Here is a 19,674-nt window from a genome sequence, read left to right as displayed (position 1 = left end):
GGATCAGGGTTTCTCGGAACCGGTGAGGCGCAGCAGGGTGCTGCGCAGGATGGTGCTGTCGGGTTGTGCTTCCAGTGCGGCGGCCCAGACCTTACGCGCTTCACGCTGTTTGCCCTGGGCCCAGAGTACTTCGCCCAGGTGCGCGGCAACTTCGTGGTCCGGGTATTTCTCCAGGGCCTGGCGCAGGTAGCGCTCGGCTTCCTCTAGATTGCCCATGCGGAAGTTGACCCAGCCCAGGCTGTCCAGAGTGGCCGGATCTTCCGGGTCGAGCTGGTGAGCCTTCTCGATCAGCGCCTTGGCTTCGGCGTAGCGCGTAGTGCGGTCGGCCAGTGTGTAGCCGAGGGCATTCAGTGCTGAGGCGTTATCCGGCTCGCGCTCGATGATGTTGCGCAGGTCTTTCTCCAGGCCCGGCAGGTCGCCACGCTTCTCGGCGAGCATGGCGCGGGTATAAAGCAGGTTGGTGTCGCCCGGGAACTGCTGCAGCGCTTGTTGGATCAGTTGCCAGGACTGCTCCAGCTGGTCGCGATTGGCCAGCGCTTCGGACTCGATCAGGTACAGCTGGATGGCATAGTCCGGCTGGCTGTCGCGGGACTTGGCCAGGCGGCTGGCGGCCTCCTCGGCGCGCTGGCTGTCGAGGAGGATCTCGTTCTGCCGAGACTGCGCGGCCAGGTAGTCATCACCGGGGCCGACCAGGTTGTATTCGATCAGGGCACTTTCCAGGTCGCCGCGCTGCTCGTAGATACGCGCCAGGTTGAAGTGCGCGGCATCGGTGTGGCTGTCACGCTCGACCAGCTCTTCCAGATAGATGGCGGCTTCGTCCCAGGCTTCGTCTTCCAGGCAGACCAGAGCCAGGGAGAAGCGCAGGTCGTCATCATCCGGGAACTGCTGAAGCAGGCCGGCGAACTCGGACTTGGCCTCGTCCAGGCGCTCTAGTTCAACCAACTGGCGGGCATAGGCCAGGCGCAGGCGCTTGTCGTCAGGGAACTGCTTGATGCCTTTTTCCAGCAGCGGGATGGCTTCGTCGCCCCGTTGCAGGCCTTGCAGCAAGCGCGCGCGCAGTAGCAGTGGCGGCACTTCCTGTTCGCTGGCGACATGCGCTTCGAGCAGTTCCAGGGCTTCCTGCGGGCGGCCGTCCTGGTGCAGCAGCAGCGCCTTGCCGAACAACAGTTGGCCGTTCTCCGGGTATTTCACCAGCAGACGCTCGAAACTCTGCAGCAGGCCGTTGCGGGTGTCCGCGTCGGTTTCAGCGGCAGACAGGGCGAGGAAGTCGAAGTGCGTATCGCCCTGGGCCTGCAGCACCTTCTCCATATAGTGCATTGATTCGTCGTAGCGTCCGCCACGGGCCAGTTGCACGGCGGCGGCGCGCTGCGCTTCGAGGCTGTTCGGGGCGTTCTTGGCCCAGATCAGCGCGGTATCCATGGCAGCCTGCTCGGCACCGAGGTACTCGGCGATGCGGAAGGCACGCTCGGAAACGGCCGGGTCCTGCGTCGCATTGGCCTGCTGCACATAGTTGCCCAGGGCAATGTCGAAGCGATTGCGCTGCCCGGCCAGCTCGGCGGCGAGCAGGCTGTAGACGGTTTCCTCATTGAATGAGGCATACACCTTGGGAGTTTCTGCTGCCGGGGTGGCAGCCGTTTCCTCGACGGGCACAGTGCCATCGGGAGAGGAGGGGGGCAGTGTCTGGCAACCGCCGACAAGCAGCAGGGCGGTCAGCAACGCGAAGGATTTATTCATGGGTAAGAGCGACTAACCTGGGGTCTCGGCATCATGACACAAGCGCTCTGGCAAGCCCAATGGGCCATGGCCGTTCCGCGATGTGTTGAGCACTTGATCTGTTGGGACAATAGCTAGCGGCAGTTGTTCTCGCCCCGGTGACGTAGGACAATTGCGCGCCTCCCGTTTCCGTTAGCGACCCTGCATGGCTTTTATCGCCCTTGGCATCAACCACAAGACCGCTTCGGTGGACGTTCGCGAGCGCGTGGCGTTTACCCCCGAACAGCTGGTCGAGGCCTTGCAGCAGCTGTGTCGCGTCACCCCCAGTCGGGAGGCGGCGATCCTCTCCACCTGCAACCGCAGCGAGCTGTACCTGGAGCAGGAACAGCTGTCGGCGGACGAAGTGCTGCAGTGGCTGGCCGACTATCACCGCCTGAACCTCGCCGATCTGCGCGCCTGTGCCTATATACACAGCGACAACGACGCGGTGCGGCATATGATGCGCGTCGCCTCCGGGCTGGACTCCATGGTCCTCGGCGAGCCACAGATCCTCGGTCAGATGAAGTCCGCCTACGCCGTGGCGCGTGAGGCCGGCACCGTCGGCCCTTTGCTCGGCCGCCTGTTCCAGGCCACCTTCAGCACCGCGAAGACCGTGCGTACCGACACCGCTATCGGCGAGAACCCGGTGTCTGTGGCGTTCGCTGCGGTCAGCCTGGCCAAGCAGATCTTCGCCGACCTGCACCGCAGCCAGGCGCTGCTGATCGGCGCCGGCGAGACCATCAGCCTGGTTGCCCGGCACCTGCATGACCAGGGCATCAAGCGCATTGTCGTCGCCAACCGCACCCTGGAGCGTGCCAGTTCGCTGGCCGAGCAGTTTGGCGCGCATGCCATCCTGTTGGCCGATATTCCCGACGAGCTGATCAACAGCGATATCGTCATCAGCTCCACCGCCAGCCAGCTGCCGATACTTGGCAAGGGCGCGGTGGAGCGCGCGCTGAAAAAGCGCCGGCACAAGCCGATCTTCATGGTCGATATCGCCGTGCCACGCGACATCGAGCCGGAAGTCGGTGAGCTGGACGACGTCTACCTGTATACCGTCGACGACTTGCACGAGGTCATCGAGGAAAACCTCAAGAGCCGCCAGGATGCCGCCCAGGCCGCCGAACAGCTGGTCAGCGCCGGCGCCGACGACTTCATGCTGCGCCTGCGCGCGCTGGCCGCGGTGGATGTGCTGAAGACCTATCGCCAGCAGGCCGAGCGCTTGCGCGACGAGGAGCTGGCCAAGGCCCAGCGCCTGCTGAACAACGGCACGCCGGCCGAAGACGTCCTCGCCCAGCTGGCCCGTGGCCTGACCAACAAGCTGCTGCATGCGCCCAGCGTGCAGCTGAAGAAAATCTCCGCCGATGGCCGCCTCGATGCGCTGGCCGTGGCCCAGGAACTTTTTGCCCTCGACGAGGGCGAGCCGAAACCATGAAAGCGTCACTGTTGAACAAGCTGGACATCCTCCAGGACCGCTACGAGGAACTTACCGCGCTGCTTGGCGACGGCGAAGTGATCAGCAACCAGACCCAGTTCCGTGCCTATTCCAAGGAATATGCCGAGGTCGAGCCGGTGATTCTCGCCTACCGCGAGTTCTGCAAGGTGCAGGGCGACCTCGCCGGTGCCCAGACGCTGCTCAAGGACAGCGACCCGGATCTGCGCGAGATGGCCGAGGAGGAAGTCGCCAGCGCCCGTGCGCAGCTGGAAGAACTGGAAGGCCGCCTGCAACGCATGCTGCTGCCGAAAGATCCGAAGGATGGGCGCAATGTGTTCCTCGAAATTCGCGCCGGTACCGGCGGCGACGAGGCGGCGATCTTCTCCGGCGACCTGTTCCGCATGTATTCGCGCTATGCCGAGCGCCAGGGCTGGCGGGTCGAGATTCTTTCGGAGAACCCCGGCGAGCACGGCGGCTTCAAGGAAGTGATCGCCCGCGTCGAGGGCGACAACGTCTACGCCAAGCTCAAGTTCGAGTCCGGCGCCCACCGCGTACAGCGCGTGCCGGAAACCGAGTCCCAGGGCCGCATCCACACTTCGGCCTGCACCGTGGCCATGTTGCCCGAGCCGGACGAGCAGGCTGCGATCGAGATCAACCCGGCCGACCTGCGCGTCGACACCTACCGCGCCTCGGGCGCCGGTGGTCAGCACATCAACAAGACCGACTCGGCGGTGCGCATCACTCACCTGCCGACCGGCATGGTGGTCGAGTGCCAGGAAGAGCGCTCGCAGCACAAGAACCGCGCCCGCGCCCTGGCCTGGCTGGCGGCCAAGCTGCAGGACCAGCAGGACGCCGCCGCGCACAAGGAAATTTCCGAGACGCGCAAGCTGCTGGTTGGCTCCGGCGACCGCTCCGAGCGCATCCGCACCTACAACTTCCCCCAGGGGCGGGTCACCGATCACCGCATCAACCTGACCCTCTACTGCCTGGACGATGTTCTGTCTGGTGGTGTAGAGGCGGTGATCGAGCCGCTGCTGCAGGAATTCCAGGCCGACCAGCTGGCCGCCCTGGGCGATTGAGTGCGCACCCAGGGTTATGCCCGCCGCATAACCTGTAGGAGCAAGCTTGCTCGCGATGCTGTTCTGATGTGGTTTGCCCCTGATCGCCAGCAAGCTGGCTCCTACGGAGAGACCCCGTGGTGACGATCCAATCCCTGCTCGATAGCGCCGACCTGCCCGACTCGCCGAGTGCGTCGTTGGACGCCGAGCTGCTGCTGGCATCCGCCCTGGGCAAGCCGCGCAGCTACCTGCGCACCTGGCCGGAGCGCGAGCCGAGTGTCGAGCAGCAGGCTGCCTTCGCCACCATGCTCGAGCGCCGTCGTGCGGGCGAGCCGGTGGCCTACATCCTCGGCCAGCAGGGCTTCTGGAGTCTCGATCTGGAAGTGGCGCCGCATACCCTGATCCCCCGTCCCGACACCGAACTGCTGGTGGAAACCGCCCTCGAACTGCTGCCGGCCACGCCGCTGCGTGCGCTCGACCTAGGCACCGGTACCGGCGCCATCGCCCTGGCCCTGGCCTGCGAGCGGCCAGGCTGGCGGGTCACTGGTGTGGATCGGGTCGAGGAGGCCGTGGCCCTGGCCGAGCGCAATCGTCAGCGCCTGCAACTGAACAATGCCGAATTCCGCCTGAGCCAGTGGTTCAGCGCCCTGGCCGGCGAGCGCTACGGGCTGATCGTCAGCAACCCGCCGTATATCGCCGCCGATGATCGCCATCTGGGTGAGGGCGATGTGCGCTTCGAGCCGGCCAGCGCCCTGGTCTCCGGTGCCGATGGCCTGGACGATATCCGCCAGATCATCAGCGCCACGCCCGGCTATCTGCACGCTGGTGGCTGGCTGCTACTGGAACATGGCTATGATCAGGCCGAGGCCGTGCGCGCGCTGCTCGCGGCTGCCGGCTTCATCGCTGTGGAAAGCCGCCGCGACCTGGGCGGCCACCAACGAATTTCCCTGGGGCAATGGCCAGCATGAGCCTGGAACTGAGCGACGACGAACTGCTGCGCTACAGCCGGCAGATCCTTTTGCCGCAGATCGATATCGCCGGGCAGCTCAAGCTCAAGCACAGCCGTGCGCTGATCGTCGGCCTCGGCGGTCTCGGCTCGCCGGTGGCGCTGTACCTGGCCGCGGCCGGGGTGGGCGAGTTGCACCTGGCCGACTTCGATACGGTCGACCTGAGCAACCTGCAACGACAGATCATTCACGACGCCAGCCAGATCGGCGTGAGCAAGGTCGACTCGGCGCTTAGCCGGCTCGCCGCGCTCAATCCGCAGATCAAGCTGCTGGCCCATCGCACTTCACTCGATGAGGACTCCCTGGCCGCTGCCGTGGCGGCCGTCGATCTGGTGCTGGACTGCTCGGACAACTTCACCACCCGCGAGTCGGTGAATGGCGCCTGCGTGGCTGCGGGCAAACCGCTGGTCAGCGGCGCGGCGATCCGCCTGCAGGGCCAGCTCGCCGTGTTCGATCCGCGCAATAACCTGAGCCCCTGTTACCACTGCCTGTTCGGCCACGGCGACGACAGCCAGCTGACCTGCAGCGAAGCCGGCGTGGTCGGTCCGCTGGTGGGGCTGGTCGGCAGCCTGCAGGCTCTGGAGGCGCTCAAGCTGCTGGCCGGTTTCGGTGAGCCGCTGGTGGGGCGCCTGTTGCTGATCGATGCCCTCGATTCGCGCTTTCGCGAGCTGCGCATCAAGCGCGACCCGGCCTGCAGCGTGTGTGGTGGGCGGCCATGAGCAGCAACGCGCCGGTCGGCGTATTCGATTCCGGGGTTGGCGGCCTGTCGGTGCTGCATGAGATCCGCGCGCGCCTGCCGGACGAGTCGCTGCTGTATGTGGCCGACAGCGCTCATGTGCCCTACGGCGAGAAAAGCCCCGAGTTCATCCGTGAACGCAGCCAGGCGATTGCCGCGTTCCTGCTGGCGCAGGGCGCCAAGGCGCTGGTGCTGGCCTGCAACACCGCCACAGCGGCGGCGGTGGCCGAGTTGCGCGAGCGTTATCCGGACTTGCCCATCGTCGGCATGGAGCCGGCGGTCAAGCCCGCCGCAGCCGCTACCCGCAGCGGCGTGGTCGGCGTGCTGGCCACCACCGGCACGCTGAAAAGCGCCAAGTTCGCCGCCTTGCTCGATCGCTTCGCCCATGATGTGCGGGTGATCACCCAGCCCTGTCCGGGGCTGGTCGAGCAGATCGAGGCTGGCGAGTTGGCCGGCCCACGTACCCGCGAGCTGCTGCAGGGTTGGGTTGAACCTTTGCTGGCCGAAGGCTGCGACACCCTCATTCTCGGCTGCACGCACTATCCTTTTATCAAGCCGCTGCTGCGCGAACTGGTGCCGGCGAGTGTGAGCCTGGTCGACACCGGCGCGGCAGTGGCGCGGCGCCTGCAGCAACTGCTCGATCAGCGCGAACTGCGTGCCGAGCCGGGTAGTGCGCAACCGACCCGGCTGTGGTCGAGTGGCGAACTGGCGCAACTGCAACAGGTATTGCCGGTGCTGTGGGGCGAAGCGCTCACCGCGCAGGCACTGCCAGAGGCTGGCAAAAACTGATTAAGCCGCCTTCCACTAATAGCAGTTGTTTCTATACTCAAGACTGAGTGTGGCGTGGCCCAATCATCCTTCGGTTACAGGACGTGAGCATGAAGAAGATCCTTTCCTTGGCTGTCGTCGCAGCCCTTGGCCTGAGCAGCCTTTCTGCCCAGGCAGTCGATTTCACTGCCGCTGTTGGTCAGAGCAGTGACTCCAACATGGTCTATCGCCTGGGTGCCCAGTGGAACTGGGACAAGAGCTGGATGCAGAGCGATGTCGGTCGCCTGACCGGCTACTGGGATGCCGGTTATACCTACTGGGACGGCGATGAAACCTCGAGCAATCACAGCCTGTCCTTCACCCCGGTATTTGTCTACGAGTTCGCCGGCGAAACGGTCAGGCCCTATATCGAAGCCGGTATCGGCGTGGTCTTCTTCGAGAACACCGAAGTGGAAGACAACGACCTCGGCTCCTCCTTCCAGTTCGAGGATCGCCTCGGTGTTGGCCTGCGCTTCTCCGGCCAGGAAGTCGGCATTCGCGCGGTGCACTACTCCAACGCCGGCCTCGAGCAGCCGAACGATGGCGTCGAGGCTTATACCCTGCATTACCGCCTCAGTTTCTAACGGCTGGCGGATATGAAAAAACCGGGCTTATGGCCCGGTTTTTTTATGGGTTCACGCCGGCGCTAGCGGTAGATCGCGCCCATCCCGCCGCGCTCGTCGACGCACTCGGGGGAGCCCATTTCAAACTCGCGGCAGATCAGCGGGCGCAGTTCGTAGATGGTGCAGCGCATGCTGTCGCGATCCAGCGCCGCGCACCAGCCATCGTCCAAGCGGCGCATGACTTCGCCGCCCCAGTCGTCGGTCTCGATGAAACGCTGCGGCACGCCGGTATCGGTGATCAGCATGACTTCCAGCTGGCAGCAGCAGGCGGCGCAGTTGGAGCAACTGACGGCGGGTTCGGCGGGGAGTTGGGTGAGGGGGATCTGACTCATGCTGCGCAGTTTACGGCAGGCCAGGATGGATGGCTCGCCTGGCCGACCGACGCGGTGCTGGGGTGGTGCTTGAATATGCAGGAGCCCCGCTCTGGATGAGCAATCTGTGCCGGGATGATTACTGAGTTGCCTGATGATTCTGGTTTCGCCCTCCCGGGCGAGTCACTTTTGCCAAACGCGGCAAAAGTAACCAAAAACGCTTGCCCCCTGCATCCGGGTCTCGCTGCGCTCACTCCATCATTGCTCCAGGGGGCCGCGCCGAAGGGCCATCCCAGGCCCATCGGCGCTCTCGCGACATCCATGTCGCTCAACCCCTTACGCAACGATTCCGTTACTCGCTTCGCTCGCCCTTCGGGCCAGCCTTCGGCTGTTACATCGCTTCGCTACGTTTCGGCCTCCTGAAAGGGGGAGACTGGAGTTGCCTGAGGGCTCGTATCAATGCAGGGAGGAAACCTGGAATGTTTGCGCTGCTCTGGCTCAGCTCTTGGCAAGGTTCAATTGGTTGAAGTCCTTGATGAAGTCACGAAGGATTTCGTCAAGTGCCAGCTTGGTAGATTGTTGTATTGCGTTCTTCATGGCAAATGGGCCACCCCAGAACATTTTTCCGCCCTGGCTATTGCCTTCAACTTTGTAGGCTTTCTTGAACAGGCTTTGGCCAGCAGAAGTTACTTCGATGTTCAGGGTGACGTAGGCACGGAAGTTTTCGAAACGGTAGTCCTGCAGTTCGAAGGTCAACAAGGGCCCAGCGCTGCCATGTTTTGGTTGGAGAGTGCCGAAGGCTTGTTGCACATCGGTAGATTCGAGAGTGGCGTCGAGTACCTTTCCAAAGTCGACGACCCATAGATGGGCGTAGCCAACTGTCGCGGAGCGAAACTCGTAGTGGTGGGTTTGGGTATCTGTCGCCAGTTCGTATTCTGCTGGACTGATTGCCTTAGGCAGGTTGTTCTGGCCCTTGGTGTTATTCAGGTAGGTTCCGTAGTCCTCAGCAATCGGGTGATTGAAGCTGCAGCCGGTAACGCCGGCGCAGAGGACTAACACCAGTAAGTAAGCGAATTTTTTCATCTGTATTCCCTGTGGATACTGCTTGGAATACCCAACGAACCTGCACCATAAAAATGGCCCCGCTCCCTGGGCGTCATGCAGACTAGCGAGAGCAAGTGATGATGGCAAATTGCTGTTTTTCGATGCAGATAGAATCAGATCAGTCGACGACTCGTGCTACTGGTCGGCTCGAAAGTCATATGCGCGCAGACTCCCCGTCAGGAGGCCGAGCGTAGGTGTTGCGTAGGGGGACGAGCCGCATGGATGCGGCGAGAGGCTTAAAGGGCCAGGGATGGCCCTTGTAAGCCGGCCCCCGGAGCGGCACCGGAGGGAGGGGAGTTTCGCGTAGCGAAACCCGGATGTCGGGGTGTGTTTCTTTGCTTACTTTCTTTGCACAAGCAAAGAAAGTGAGGCGCCCGGTAGGGCGAAACCAGTGGCTGAGCGCATCTCGGATTTGGTTTCAGATTAAGGCTTTCGCCCGATACATCCCCGCAAACCCATTCACCACCACCATCACTACCGCCCAGATCCCTGCCAGCAACAGCAGCGTCGGCCACAGCCCCAGCGGCATGCCCACGCCTGCCAGTTTCGCACCGCCCAGGTAGGACAACGGCCCGCTGACGGCACCGAGCAGGCTGCCCAGCCACCAGGGACGGGCCGTCCAGGCAAGGCTGTGGTTCAGCGTGGTGGCGAACAGCGCCCACAGCAGCGCCAGCCAGGCGGGGAGCAGCAGGCTGTCACCGGCGAAGTCGAAGACCCCGAGGTTGAGCAGGAAACTGTCCAGCGCCGCGCCGAACAGCATCACGCTGGCCACCAGGCGGCCCTCCTGGCGCCAACTGGCAATCCAGAGGAAATGCGCCGCCAGGCACGCCAGGGCGACCAGCAGCAGCCAGGGGCGTTGCGCACCGAACACGCAGGCGAACCAGCCGATCTGGAACAGCGCGGCATTCAGCAGTAACGAGCGGGTGGGTGACAGCGACATGGGCACGATCCTTGGATTACGGTGGCAGGCTTCCCTCTCCCCCGGCCCCTCTCCCATGAATGGGAGAGGGGAGACAGGCTCAGGCGTTGAAGCGGCCGAGCAGCGGCGCCGGTACGGCTTTCTCCTTGGCCAGCAACAGTTGCGCGGTGCCGATGGTGCGTTCGAGGAAGCCGCCCTCGCAATAGCACAGGTAGAACTCCCACAGACGATAGAAGTAATCGTCGTAACCGAGTTGCTCCAGGGCCGGGCGGGCATGGCGCAGGTTTTCGTGCCACAGGCGCAGAGTCTTGGCGTAGTGCAGGCCGAAGTCCTCCATGTGGTGCAGGTTCATGTCGGTCTCGCGGTTAACGATCTCCAGCATCTTGTGCACCGAGGGTAGGGCGCCGCCGGGGAAGATGTAGCGCTGGATGAAGTCCACCGAACGCTTGGCCTGTTCGTAGCGCTGGTCGCGGATGGTGATGGCCTGCAGCAGCATCAGTCCGTCGTCCTTGAGCAGGCGTGCGCACTGTTTGAAGTAGGTGGGCAGGAAGCGATGGCCGACCGCCTCGATCATCTCGATCGACACCAGCTTGTCGTACTGGCCGGTGAGGTCGCGGTAGTCCTCCAGCAGCAGGGTGATGCGCCCTTGCAGGCCCTGTTCCTCGATGCGTCGCTGGGTGTAGGCGAACTGCTCCTTCGACAGGGTCGTGGTGGTGACCTTGCAGCCGTAGTGGCTGGCCGCATAGATGGCCATGCTGCCCCAGCCGGTGCCGATCTCCAGCAGGTGGTCGCCGGGCTTGAGTTGCAGCTTTTGGCAGATGCGTTCGAGCTTGTTCAACTGCGCCTGTTCCAGGCTGTCGTCTTCGCGCTCGAACATCGCTGCCGAGTACATCATGGTCGGGTCGAGGAACTGCTCGAAGAGCTCGTTGCCGAGGTCGTAGTGGGCGGCGATGTTCTTCTGCGAGCCCTTGCGGGTGTTGCGGTTGAGCCAGTGCAGGCCCTGGATCAGCGGGCGGCCGAGGCGGGCCAGGCCGCCCTCCATGGCATCCAGCACGTCGAGGTTGCTGACGAACACGCGGATCACCGCGGTCAGGTCCGGGGTGCTCCAGTAGCCATGGATATAGGCCTCGCCGGAACCGATCGAACCGTTGCCGGCGACCAGGCCCCACACGGCCGGATCGTGCACGTGGATCTCCGCATGCAGCGGCGAGCCGGCCTGGCCGAACAGCAGGCGTTCGCCGTTTTCGAAGACGGCCAGTTGGCCATGGCGCAACTGGCCGAGCTGGCGTAGCACGGCGCTGCGCAGCAGGCTGGCGCCCAGGCCGCTGCCGGCGCGCACGCTGGATTTTGCAGAGGTCAGGCTAGGGGTTTTCATGGCGAGGCTCCTGATCAGAGGGGCTGGCTACGCGGTATTCACCTTGCGCGGCTTGATGGGAAAAAATCGGTATGCGTTTGAGCAGCAGGCGCAGGGCCTGCCAGTAGATGCCGAGCACGGTCTTGCCGGTCATCCAGGGAAAACTCATTAGGTGGCGGTGCAGGCTGGCGCGGCTGAGAGCCTGGCGCTGCAGGCCGAGGCTGGCGACGAACAGGCGCTCCTCACCCTGCCAGTCTTCCATCTGGATGCTCAGGCGCTCGTCTGGCTGATTGAAGCGCATGCGGTATTCCAGCTCGCGCGGCAGGAACGGCGAAACGTGGAAGGCCTTGGCCACAGCGAAGTGTTGAACCCCTTCGCCGCCGGCCGGCAGTACGTAGTGGTAGCGCTCGCGCCAGGGCGTGTTGCTGACCTCGCAGAGGATCGCCGCCAGGCGCCCGTCGGTTTCGTAGCAGTAGTAGAAGCTCGCCGGGTTGAAGGCCAGACCCCAGCTGCGCGGCTGGGTCAGCAGGCACACACGCCCGCCCGGCACACGACCAAGGGCTTCGCCGATGCGCTGGCGCACCGCGTCGATCAGGCGCATGCCCTGGCGAGTGAACTGCGGCAGATAGTCGGTTTCGCGGAAGGCGAATGGCGCAAAACGCCCGCGACCGGCCAGGGGCGACAGGCCCAGCACGGCGTCCTGTTCGTCGAGGTCGAGCAACAGCATGCCCATGCGATAGCGGAAGTCGTGGCCGCGCGGCAGGAAGCGCCGGTGGCCGACCCAGCCGCTGTACAGGGCGCTGTTCACAGGCGCTCCCCGAAAGCCTCGGCGACGCGCAGGGCACTGACCACGCCGTCTTCATGGAAGCCGTTGGCCCAGTAGGCACCGCAGAAATGGCTGTGCTGCACGCCGCTGATCTCGCTCCAGCGTGCCTGCGCAGCAATGCCAGCCAGGCTGTACTGCGGATGGGCGTAGCGGTAGCGGCCGAGGATCTTCGCCGGGTCGATGGCGGCGGTCTGGTTGAGGCTGACGCAGAAGGTGTGCGGCGCCTGGATGTCCTGCAGGATGTTCATGTTGTAGGTGACCGCCGCCGGCTGCTCGCTCGGACCACCCAGGCGGTAGTTCCAGCTAGCCCAGGCCAGCGGCCGGTCGGGCAGCAGGCGGGTGTCGGTGTGCAGCACCACGTCGTTATCGGCGTAGCGCAGGTCACCGAGGATCTGCCGTTCGGCCTGGCTCGGTTCGGCCAGCAGGGCCAGGGCCTGGTCGCTGTGGCAAGCGAACACCACCTGGTCGAAACGTTCGGCGCCGGCGGCGCTGTGCACGGTAACGCCTTCAGCATCGCGCTCGACGCGCTGCACCGGGCAGTTCAGGCGGATCTTCTCGGCAAAGCTGGCGCTCAGCGGCGCCACATAGCTGCGCGAGCCGCCGCTGACCACGTGCCACTGTGGACGATTGCTGACCGAGAGCAGGCCGTGGTTCTTGAAGAAACGCACGAAGAACTGCAGCGGGAAACCGAGCATGTCGGCCAGCGACATGGACCAGATCGCCGCGCCCATCGGCACGATGTAATGGTCGATGAAACGCTGGCCGTAGCCACGTTCCTGCAGGTAGGCGCCGAGGGTGGTGTCGGCGGCGATGCGCTGTTCGGCGAGGTCGCCGAGGGCTTCCTTGTTGAAGCGCAGGATGTCGCTGATCATGCCCCAGAAACGCGGTGACAGCAGGTTGCTGCGCTGGGCGAACAGGCTGTTAAGGGTGTTGCCGTTGTACTCGCTGCCGGTCGCCGGGTCATGCACCGAGAAGCTCATTTCGGTGGGTTGTGAAGCGACGCCGAGCTGGCCGAGCAGCTTGATGAAGTTGGGGTAGGTCCAGTCGTTGAACACGATGAAGCCGGTGTCTATGGCGTAGTCACGCCCGTCGACCTGGACGTCGACCGTGTGGGTGTGGCCGCCGACCCAGTCGCTGGCTTCGAACACGCAGATGTCGTGCTGGCGATTGAGCAGGTAGGCACTGGTCAGACCGGCGATACCGCTGCCGATGATGGCAATTTTCATGCGTTGGATTCCGCGTTGGAGGTACGTGCCATGCGCTTGCCGATGGCCAGTTGCAAGCCCTTGGGCAGGTGGGCAAGGAGCAGCAGGGTGGCGATGAATGGGCCGGGGAAGGCGATTTCGTAGGGGCGCTTGTCCAGGCGCTCGGCGATGTGCCGGGCGGCTTTCTCGACCGGCCAGCGCATTGGCATGGGGAAGTCGTTTTTCTGCGTCAGCGGGGTGTCGACGAAGCCCGGGCTGACCAGGGTTACGGCGATGCCCTCGGCGGCCAGGTCGATGCGCAGCGTTTCGAACAGGTAGCGCATGGCCGCCTTGGAGGCACCGTAGGCTTCGGCACGCGGCAAGGGCAGGTAGGTCACCGAACTGCCGACGCCGACCAGGTGCGGCTGGGCGCTCTGCCGTAGCAGTGGCAGAGCGGCCTCGATGCAATAGCTGGCGGAGAACAGGTTGGCGCGCATCACTCGCTCAATCATCGCCGCCTCGAAGTGGCGGGTGTCCACGTACTCGCAGGTGCCGGCATTGAGGATCACTGTGTCGAGCACGCCCCATTGTTCAGTGATGCGCTCGCCGATGGCCTTGACCTGCTCGGCATCGCTGAGGTCGCCGGGTGCCAGCAGCACCTGTTGCGGGAAGCGTTCGGCGAGGGCGTGCAGGGCCGTGGCATTGCGCGCGCTGACGGCCAGATGATGGCCCTGATGCAGGAGAACTTCTGCCAGGGCAGCGCCAATCCCGCTGCTGGCACCGGTGAGCCAGATACGTTTCATGCCAATCTCCCTTTTAGCCACGCAATCACCCGACCGAGGATCGGTAGGTGTTCATAGAGCAGAGCGCCGGCATCGAAGTAATCGCGATGCTGGTAGACCTTGTCGCGCCAACGCAGGTGCGAACAGCCTTCGACGCGGATCAGGGCGCCGCCGCGCAGGCGCGGGTGGCGATAACTCATGGTCCAGCGCAAATAGCCTTCGCCCTCGGCACTCTGGTCGAAGCCATAGAAGTCGAAGCGCAGCTCGCTGACGTTGGCATACAGCTCGCCGAAGTAGCCGCGTACCGCCGGCAGGCCGCGCACCTCATGCAGCGGGTCGCGGAACAGGATGTCGTCGCTGTAGAGCTCGCGCAGGCGGTCAAGGTTGCTGGCATCCAGGCCGGCAAAGCGTTCGGCGAACTGGCGGAGGAAGTCAGCCATGGGCGGCCTCCAGCTGCGGCAGATTCTTGAAGGCCGCCAGGGCACGGTCGCGCGAGCGGGCCAGGTCGACGATCGGCCGTGGGTAGTCGGCCAGGCCGAACAATCCGCCCATGGCCGCCGGGTTGTGGATGTCACGCTTGTTCAGGCCGACCAGCTCTGGCACCCAGTGGCGGATGAAACGTCCGTCCGGGTCGAATTTCTGCGACTGGCTGAGCGGGTTGAAGATGCGGAAGTAGGGCACCGAGTCGGTGCCGGTGGACGAGCTCCACTGCCAGCCGCCGTTGTTGGCGGCCAGGTCGCCGTCGATCAGGTGACGCATGAAGAAGCGCTCACCCTCACGCCAGTCGATCAGCAGGTTCTTGGTCAGGAACATCGCCACCACCATGCGCAGGCGGTTGTGCATCCAGCCGGTAGCCAGCAGTTGGCGCATGGCCGCGTCAATGATCGGGATGCCGGTGCGGCCTTGCTGCCAGGCGGCCAGCTCGTCCGGTGCATGACGCCAGGGCAGGGCCTCGGTTTCCGGGCGGAAGGCGCGGTGGCGGCTGACGCGCGGGTAGCCGACCAGAATGTGCTTGTAGAACTCGCGCCAGAGCAGTTCGTTGATCCAGGTGATGACGCCTTGGCTGCCGCTGTCGAATTCGCCGTGATTGTGGCGTAGCGCGGCGTGCAGGCACTGGCGCGGCGACAGCACGCCGGCAGCCAGGTAGGCGGCCAGCTGGCTGGTGCCGGGCAGGGCGGGGAAGTCGCGCTGGTTATGATAGGCGTCGAGCTGTTCTGCGGCGAAGCGCGCCAGGCGCTCACCGGCTGCCGTGGCACCGGCCGGCCAGAGCTGGCGCAGGCTGTCGCTGGGGCTGGCAAAGCCTTCGACCGCACTCGGCACCACGTCACGGGTGATGTGCATCGGCGCTTGCGCCGAAGGGGTGCCAAGCAGGGCCGGCAGGGCCATGTGCAGGCGCTGGTAACAGACCTTGCGGAACTGGCTGTAGACCTGGAAATAACCGCCGGACTTGGTCAGCACGCTGCCAGGCTGGAACAGCAGCTGGTCGAGGTGATGGCGAAACTGCACGCCCTGCTTCTGCAGGCAAGCGGCCACGGCCTGGTCGCGCTGGCTTTCGTGGATGCCGTATTCCTCGTTGACCTGCACGCAGTCGATGCGCAGCTCGCGGCACAGCTCGGCGAGAACGGCGGGGGCATCACGCCAGTGCGGCGCCGAGCGGATCAGCAGCGGCACATTGAGCGTCGCCAGCTCGGCGGACAGCTCGTGCAGGTTGCGCAACCAGAAGTCGACTTTGCACGGGGCGTCGTCGTGCTCCAGCCACTGCTGCGGGCTGAGCAGGTACAGGGCGATGGTTGGCCCGGCGGCCATCGCGGCCGTCAGGGCGGTGTTGTCCTGTACGCGCAGGTCGCTGCGCAGCCAGATCAGTTGCATGGGCAAGTCCTTCACAGCAGTTGCTGCTGGTGCAGCAGGCGGTCAGCGGCCATGGGCCCGGTGGCCAGGTGCAGGCCCGGCAGGTTGTGCAGCTCATCGGCGTGGATCTGCGCGGCTGGGCCGGCCAGCAGCAGCGGCACGGCACAGGCGCTATTGAGCCTAGGCAGCTCGCGGCGGATCTGCGCGGCATCCAGGGCTTGGCTGGCATACAGCAGCAGGGCACGTGGCGTGATGTTGTCGACGGCGATGGCCAGCTCAGCCAGCGGCATGGGCCAGTCATACACCTCTACCGGGCAACCGGCGCTGCTGGCCAGCCAGGCGCACAGCCACAGGTTTGGCTCCAGCGGCAGGCTGGACAGGTTGACCAGCAGCAGCGGCGCTCCGTGCTGCTGGCGGTTGTGGTGGTACAGGCGAGCGCCGAGCTTGCTGCGCAGCCAGGAATGGAAGAACACCCGCTGCAGTTGCGCGCCGAACGGCGCACCGTGCCAGCGCTGATCCAGATCTTCGAGCAGCGGTAGCAGCAGTTGCTGGCACAGGGTATGCGGTGGGTAGAGCGCGAGGGCGCGGTTGAAGTGTTCGTCGAGCTGGCGTTCGGCCTGGCGCTCGATGCTTTGCAGCATGGCCTGGCGCAGCTCATCCCACAGGTTGCTGCCGGCGGCGCTGGCCGGCACGCGTTGTTCGAGCAGTTCCTTGACCTGGCCGACCGCCACGCCACGCGCCAGCCAAGTGAGGATGGCCTGGATGCGCGCGACATGATCCTGGGAGTACAGGCGATGGCCCTTGGGCGTGCGGTAGGGCACCACCAGACCGTAGCGGCGTTCCCAGGCGCGCAGGGTAACCGGGTTGACCCCGGTGCTGCGCGCCACTTCGCGGATTGGCAGGTAGCCCTGGGCGAGGGCGGCCTGGTAGTCGTCGGGCTGGCTCATAGGGCGTTGCGCAGGCTGAGGTTTTCCGGGTGCGGCTGCAGGTAGGCCTGGCGCGCGATGTACGGGTGCGGGTGCTGGCGGAAGTGGTGCTTGAGCAGGGTCAGCGGCACCACCAGCGGCACGATGCCACTGCGGTACTGGTCGATCAGTGCCTGCATTTCGGCCTTTTCCGGGCTGCCGAGGGCCTGCTTCAGGTAGCCGCACAGGTGCTGCAGGACATTGCTGTGGGTGCGTCGGGTGGCACATTTCTTCAATGCCGCCATCAGCTGGCTGAAATAGCACGGGCCCAGTTCGGCCGGGTCATGCTGGCCGAGCTCGCCGAGCAGGCGGCCGAGGGCCTTGTACTGCAGCGGGTTGCTCGCCATCAGCTGGTACTTGTAGCGGGCGTGGAAGTCGGTGATGGCGCGGCGGGTCAGGCCGTTGGCCAGCAGGCGTTGCCATTCGGCGTAGGCGTAGACACGGGTGATGAAGTTCTCGCGCAGCACCGGGTCATTCAGGCGGCCGTCTTCCTCGACCGGCAGATCCGGGCGCAGACGGCAGAAGGCTGCGGTATACAGGCCGGTGCCGCCGCCTTCGGCGGGGTAGCCGTTTTCCAGGTAGACCTTGACCCGTTCCAAGCCGCAAGAGGGCGACTTCTGCATGACGATATAGCCACTGATGTCGTGCAGCTCGCCCGCCATGCGCGTGCCGTAGTCGCTCAGCGCGTCGGTGACATCGCGCTCGCGGTGCACCGTGCCGAGTGCGCGCGGCGCTTGTGGATCGCCGACCAGGCGGATCGGCTCACGCGGGGTGCCCAGGCCGATGGCCACTTCCGGGCAGACCGGGACGAAGTCGAAGTGCTCGGCCAGGGTGCGGCTACACAGGCGCGACTCCTTGTGCCCACCGTTGAAACGCACCTCGGCGCCGAGCAGACAGGCGCTGATGCCGAGTTTTAGCTTGTCGCCGTTAGTGTGCTGCATGGCAGGCCTCTGATGAATTAGTTGTACATGTTTTTGTGTTTGTACAGGCTTTGGTCATCATAGGAGTTGTATTGTACAAATGCAAAGGGCTTGTACAGCTTTTGTATCGATACATTTTACCGGGCGTGACAAGGCGCCCTGTGAGCGGTGGTTGTCGGCAGGCGGGGGGAGTGGTGTCGCGGTGGGGTTGGTCTCGCCAGTACCCCTCTGCCACTGGTGGCAGAGGGGTAGAAACAATCCTGCACCCGGCACTATGGCGCGGCAGCAGGATTGCCTGGCGGGGCTCAGGGATAGCCGAGCAGGCTCCGGATCTGTGTCAGGTGGGCAGCGACCCAGGCCCGGTCGATCGGCCCCCAGGCACGGATTTCGTAGTGGCCGGCGTTATTGCGCTCGCCGTCGTGCTGGCTGAAGACGCAGTCGATATCGAGCTCGGCCAGCGCCGCCAGGGTGTCCTGGGCGGTGCGCCGAGGCATGCCGGTGGCGGCCATCAGCGCCGGTACCGTGGTGGCGCTGCCGCTGTCGATCAGCCAGGCCACGTACAGGCGGCGGTAGAAGCTGGTGCGGGTCTTGCTCGCTTCCGCGCTTGGCATACTCACAGGCTAGCCATCCCGATATAGGTGGCGGCGCCGGCCAGGTAGCCGAGCAGGGCCAGCCCGCTGATCTTTTTCAAATACCAGATGAAGTCGATCTTCTCCATGCCCATGGCCGCCACACCAGCCGCCGAGCCGATGATCAGGCAGCTACCACCGGTGCCGGCGCAGTAGGCGAGCAATTCCCAGAAGGTGCCATCGACAACGAAATTGCCCAGCCAGCCGGCTTCGCTGCCGGCGGCGGCCAGGGTTTCGGGGCTGACCAGTGGGTACATCTTCATTGCCCCGGCCACCAGCGGCACGTTGTCGACCACCGAGGACAGCAGGCCGATGGCGATGTTGATGGCGTAGACGTTGCCCAGGCTGTCCTTGAGGGCGCTGGCGACCTGAGTCAGGTGGCCGGCGGTGGCCAGGCTGGACACGGCGAGGAGGATGCCGAGGAAGAACAGCACGCTGGTGGTGTCGATCTTGCGCAGCACGCCGACCACCGACAGCGGGTGGCGGTCTTCGTCATTCTTGCCACGGTGCAGCAGCTCGGTGACCACCCACAGCACGCCGAGGCCGAACAGGATGCCCATATACGGTGGCAGGTGGGTGACGGTCTTGAATACCGGGACGAACAGCAGGGCGCCGATGCCGAGGATGAACACCAGGTTGCGCTCGAACGGGGTGGTCGGGTCGCGCTGATCGTCGTCGTTGGCGCTTGCCGCCGGCCGCTCGAACTCGCCCTTCATGGTGAAACTGAGAACCAGCAGTGGTACCAGCAGGCAGACCAGGCTGGGCACGAACAGCTCGGTGATGATGCCACCGGCGCTGATCTGGTTACCGATCCACAACATGGTGGTGGTCACGTCACCGATCGGCGACCAGGCACCACCGGCGTTGGCGGCAATCACCACGATACCGGCGTAGAACCAGCGCTCGCGGCGGTCGTCAATCAGCTTGCGCAGCAGCGAGACCATGACGATGGTGGTGGTCAGATTGTCCAGCACGGCGGAGAGGAAGAAGGTGATAAAGCCGATCAGCCACAGTAGCTGCACGCGCTTGTTGGTACGGATGCGTTCGGTGATGACCTTGAAACCGTCGTGGGCATCGATCAGCTCGACGATGGTCATGGCGCCCATGAGGAAGAACAGGATCTCGGAGATCTCGCCCAGGTGATGGCGCAGTTCGGTGCTGATGCCGTGACTGCCAGCACTTTCCAGTGCCGGCAGGATGCTCTCGGCACCCAGCACCAGCACGGTCCAGCAGAACACTGCGGTGAGGATGGCCGAGGCTGCCTTGTCGATCTTGAGGGGGTGTTCCAGGGCTATGCACAGGTAGCCGGCGACGAAGATCAGGGCCATCAGTACGTACATGGACGATTCCCTTGTTGTTGTAGTTATGGGTGGCCCGCGAGCATGCCTGATCGTACCGCCAGCGGAAAGAGGCC

General features: G+C 64.6%; 20 protein-coding genes. 6 read left to right on the top strand and 14 right to left on the bottom strand.

The features are described from left to right. Nucleotides 1–3: 3 nt before the first annotated feature. Nucleotides 4–1,734 (bottom strand): tetratricopeptide repeat protein, encoded by a 1,731-nt coding sequence (locus H3H45_RS19035; RefSeq protein ID WP_182835269.1) that lies wholly within the window; start codon nucleotides 1,732–1,734, stop codon nucleotides 4–6. Between the two features lie 184 nt (nucleotides 1,735–1,918). On the opposite strand from H3H45_RS19035, the gene hemA reads away from it, so the two are divergent. The 6 genes from hemA (at nucleotide 1,919) to H3H45_RS19005 (ending at nucleotide 7,379) form a co-directional block, all read left to right on the top strand. Further along, nucleotides 1,919–3,187 (top strand): glutamyl-tRNA reductase, encoded by a 1,269-nt coding sequence (hemA, locus tag H3H45_RS19030; protein WP_182835268.1) that lies wholly within the window; start codon nucleotides 1,919–1,921, stop codon nucleotides 3,185–3,187. Next, nucleotides 3,184–4,266 carry a peptide chain release factor 1 gene (prfA, locus tag H3H45_RS19025; protein WP_182835267.1) on the top strand — a complete coding sequence of 361 codons (1,083 nt, stop codon included), beginning with the start codon at nucleotides 3,184–3,186 and terminating at the stop codon, nucleotides 4,264–4,266. The genes hemA and prfA overlap by 4 nt, the downstream gene beginning before the upstream one ends. 116 nt (nucleotides 4,267–4,382) lie before the next feature. Further along, entirely contained in the window at nucleotides 4,383–5,213 is an 831-nt protein-coding gene (gene prmC / locus H3H45_RS19020; RefSeq protein WP_182835266.1) for a peptide chain release factor N(5)-glutamine methyltransferase, read from the top strand. Next, entirely contained in the window at nucleotides 5,210–5,971 is a 762-nt protein-coding gene (locus H3H45_RS19015; RefSeq protein WP_182835265.1) for a molybdopterin-synthase adenylyltransferase MoeB, read from the top strand. Before prmC ends, H3H45_RS19015 begins: the two co-directional genes overlap by 4 nt. Continuing rightward, a complete protein-coding gene (gene murI, locus H3H45_RS19010) occupies nucleotides 5,968–6,777 on the top strand; it encodes a glutamate racemase (RefSeq protein WP_182835264.1) in 810 nt (269 codons plus the stop codon). Before H3H45_RS19015 ends, murI begins: the two co-directional genes overlap by 4 nt. 89 nt (nucleotides 6,778–6,866) lie before the next feature. Next, complete coding sequence (locus tag H3H45_RS19005) at nucleotides 6,867–7,379, top strand: acyloxyacyl hydrolase (RefSeq protein ID WP_182835263.1); 513 nt, start codon at nucleotides 6,867–6,869, stop codon at nucleotides 7,377–7,379. 62 nt (nucleotides 7,380–7,441) lie between these two features. On the opposite strand, the gene H3H45_RS19000 is transcribed toward H3H45_RS19005, so the two are convergent. The 13 genes from H3H45_RS19000 to nhaD form a co-directional block, all read right to left on the bottom strand. Beyond that, a complete protein-coding gene (locus H3H45_RS19000; RefSeq protein ID WP_182835262.1) occupies nucleotides 7,442–7,750 on the bottom strand; it encodes a YkgJ family cysteine cluster protein in 309 nt (102 codons plus the stop codon). Between the two features lie 477 nt (nucleotides 7,751–8,227). Further along, complete coding sequence (locus tag H3H45_RS18995; RefSeq protein ID WP_182835261.1) at nucleotides 8,228–8,812, bottom strand: hypothetical protein; 585 nt, start codon at nucleotides 8,810–8,812, stop codon at nucleotides 8,228–8,230. A gap of 439 nt (nucleotides 8,813–9,251) precedes the next feature. Continuing rightward, the gene (locus tag H3H45_RS18990; protein ID WP_182835260.1) at nucleotides 9,252–9,773 is read right to left on the bottom strand and encodes a DUF2878 domain-containing protein; all 522 of its coding nucleotides are present in this window, start codon (nucleotides 9,771–9,773) and stop codon (nucleotides 9,252–9,254) included. 79 nt (nucleotides 9,774–9,852) lie between these two features. Continuing rightward, nucleotides 9,853–11,127 carry an SAM-dependent methyltransferase gene (locus tag H3H45_RS18985; RefSeq protein WP_182835259.1) on the bottom strand — a complete coding sequence of 425 codons (1,275 nt, stop codon included), beginning with the start codon at nucleotides 11,125–11,127 and terminating at the stop codon, nucleotides 9,853–9,855. Further along, a complete protein-coding gene (locus H3H45_RS18980) occupies nucleotides 11,114–11,914 on the bottom strand; it encodes a DUF1365 domain-containing protein (protein WP_182835258.1) in 801 nt (266 codons plus the stop codon). The genes H3H45_RS18985 and H3H45_RS18980 overlap by 14 nt, the downstream gene beginning before the upstream one ends. Continuing rightward, nucleotides 11,911–13,158, bottom strand: coding sequence for an NAD(P)/FAD-dependent oxidoreductase (locus tag H3H45_RS18975; protein WP_182835257.1), 1,248 nt, complete (start codon nucleotides 13,156–13,158; stop codon nucleotides 11,911–11,913). Before H3H45_RS18975 ends, H3H45_RS18980 begins: the two co-directional genes overlap by 4 nt. Continuing rightward, nucleotides 13,155–13,919, bottom strand: a complete 765-nt coding sequence (locus H3H45_RS18970; RefSeq protein WP_182835256.1) for an SDR family NAD(P)-dependent oxidoreductase — start codon at nucleotides 13,917–13,919, stop codon at nucleotides 13,155–13,157. Before H3H45_RS18970 ends, H3H45_RS18975 begins: the two co-directional genes overlap by 4 nt. Next, a complete protein-coding gene (locus tag H3H45_RS18965; protein ID WP_182835255.1) occupies nucleotides 13,916–14,338 on the bottom strand; it encodes a nuclear transport factor 2 family protein in 423 nt (140 codons plus the stop codon). The genes H3H45_RS18970 and H3H45_RS18965 overlap by 4 nt, the downstream gene beginning before the upstream one ends. Continuing rightward, on the bottom strand, nucleotides 14,331–15,767 hold the full coding sequence (gene phrB / locus H3H45_RS18960) for a deoxyribodipyrimidine photo-lyase (protein WP_182835254.1): 1,437 nt from the start codon (nucleotides 15,765–15,767) through the stop codon (nucleotides 14,331–14,333). The genes H3H45_RS18965 and phrB overlap by 8 nt, the downstream gene beginning before the upstream one ends. Before the next feature lie 11 nt (nucleotides 15,768–15,778). Continuing rightward, nucleotides 15,779–16,693, bottom strand: coding sequence for a MerR family transcriptional regulator (locus H3H45_RS18955; RefSeq protein ID WP_182835253.1), 915 nt, complete (start codon nucleotides 16,691–16,693; stop codon nucleotides 15,779–15,781). After that, on the bottom strand, nucleotides 16,690–17,652 hold the full coding sequence (locus H3H45_RS18950) for a YbgA family protein (RefSeq protein WP_182835252.1): 963 nt from the start codon (nucleotides 17,650–17,652) through the stop codon (nucleotides 16,690–16,692). Before H3H45_RS18950 ends, H3H45_RS18955 begins: the two co-directional genes overlap by 4 nt. Before the next feature lie 284 nt (nucleotides 17,653–17,936). After that, on the bottom strand, nucleotides 17,937–18,242 hold the full coding sequence (locus tag H3H45_RS18945) for a winged helix-turn-helix domain-containing protein (protein ID WP_182835293.1): 306 nt from the start codon (nucleotides 18,240–18,242) through the stop codon (nucleotides 17,937–17,939). Nucleotides 18,243–18,244: 2 nt separating this feature from the next. Then, nucleotides 18,245–19,600 carry a sodium:proton antiporter NhaD gene (gene nhaD / locus H3H45_RS18940; protein WP_182835251.1) on the bottom strand — a complete coding sequence of 452 codons (1,356 nt, stop codon included), beginning with the start codon at nucleotides 19,598–19,600 and terminating at the stop codon, nucleotides 18,245–18,247. Between the last annotated feature and the right edge of the window lie 74 nt (nucleotides 19,601–19,674).

It is taken from the genome of Aquipseudomonas guryensis, assembly GCF_014164785.1.
Classification (GTDB): domain Bacteria; phylum Pseudomonadota; class Gammaproteobacteria; order Pseudomonadales; family Pseudomonadaceae; genus Aquipseudomonas; species Aquipseudomonas guryensis.
Note: the sequence above shows the minus strand (reverse complement) of the source record. Positions and strands in the feature narration are given on the sequence as shown.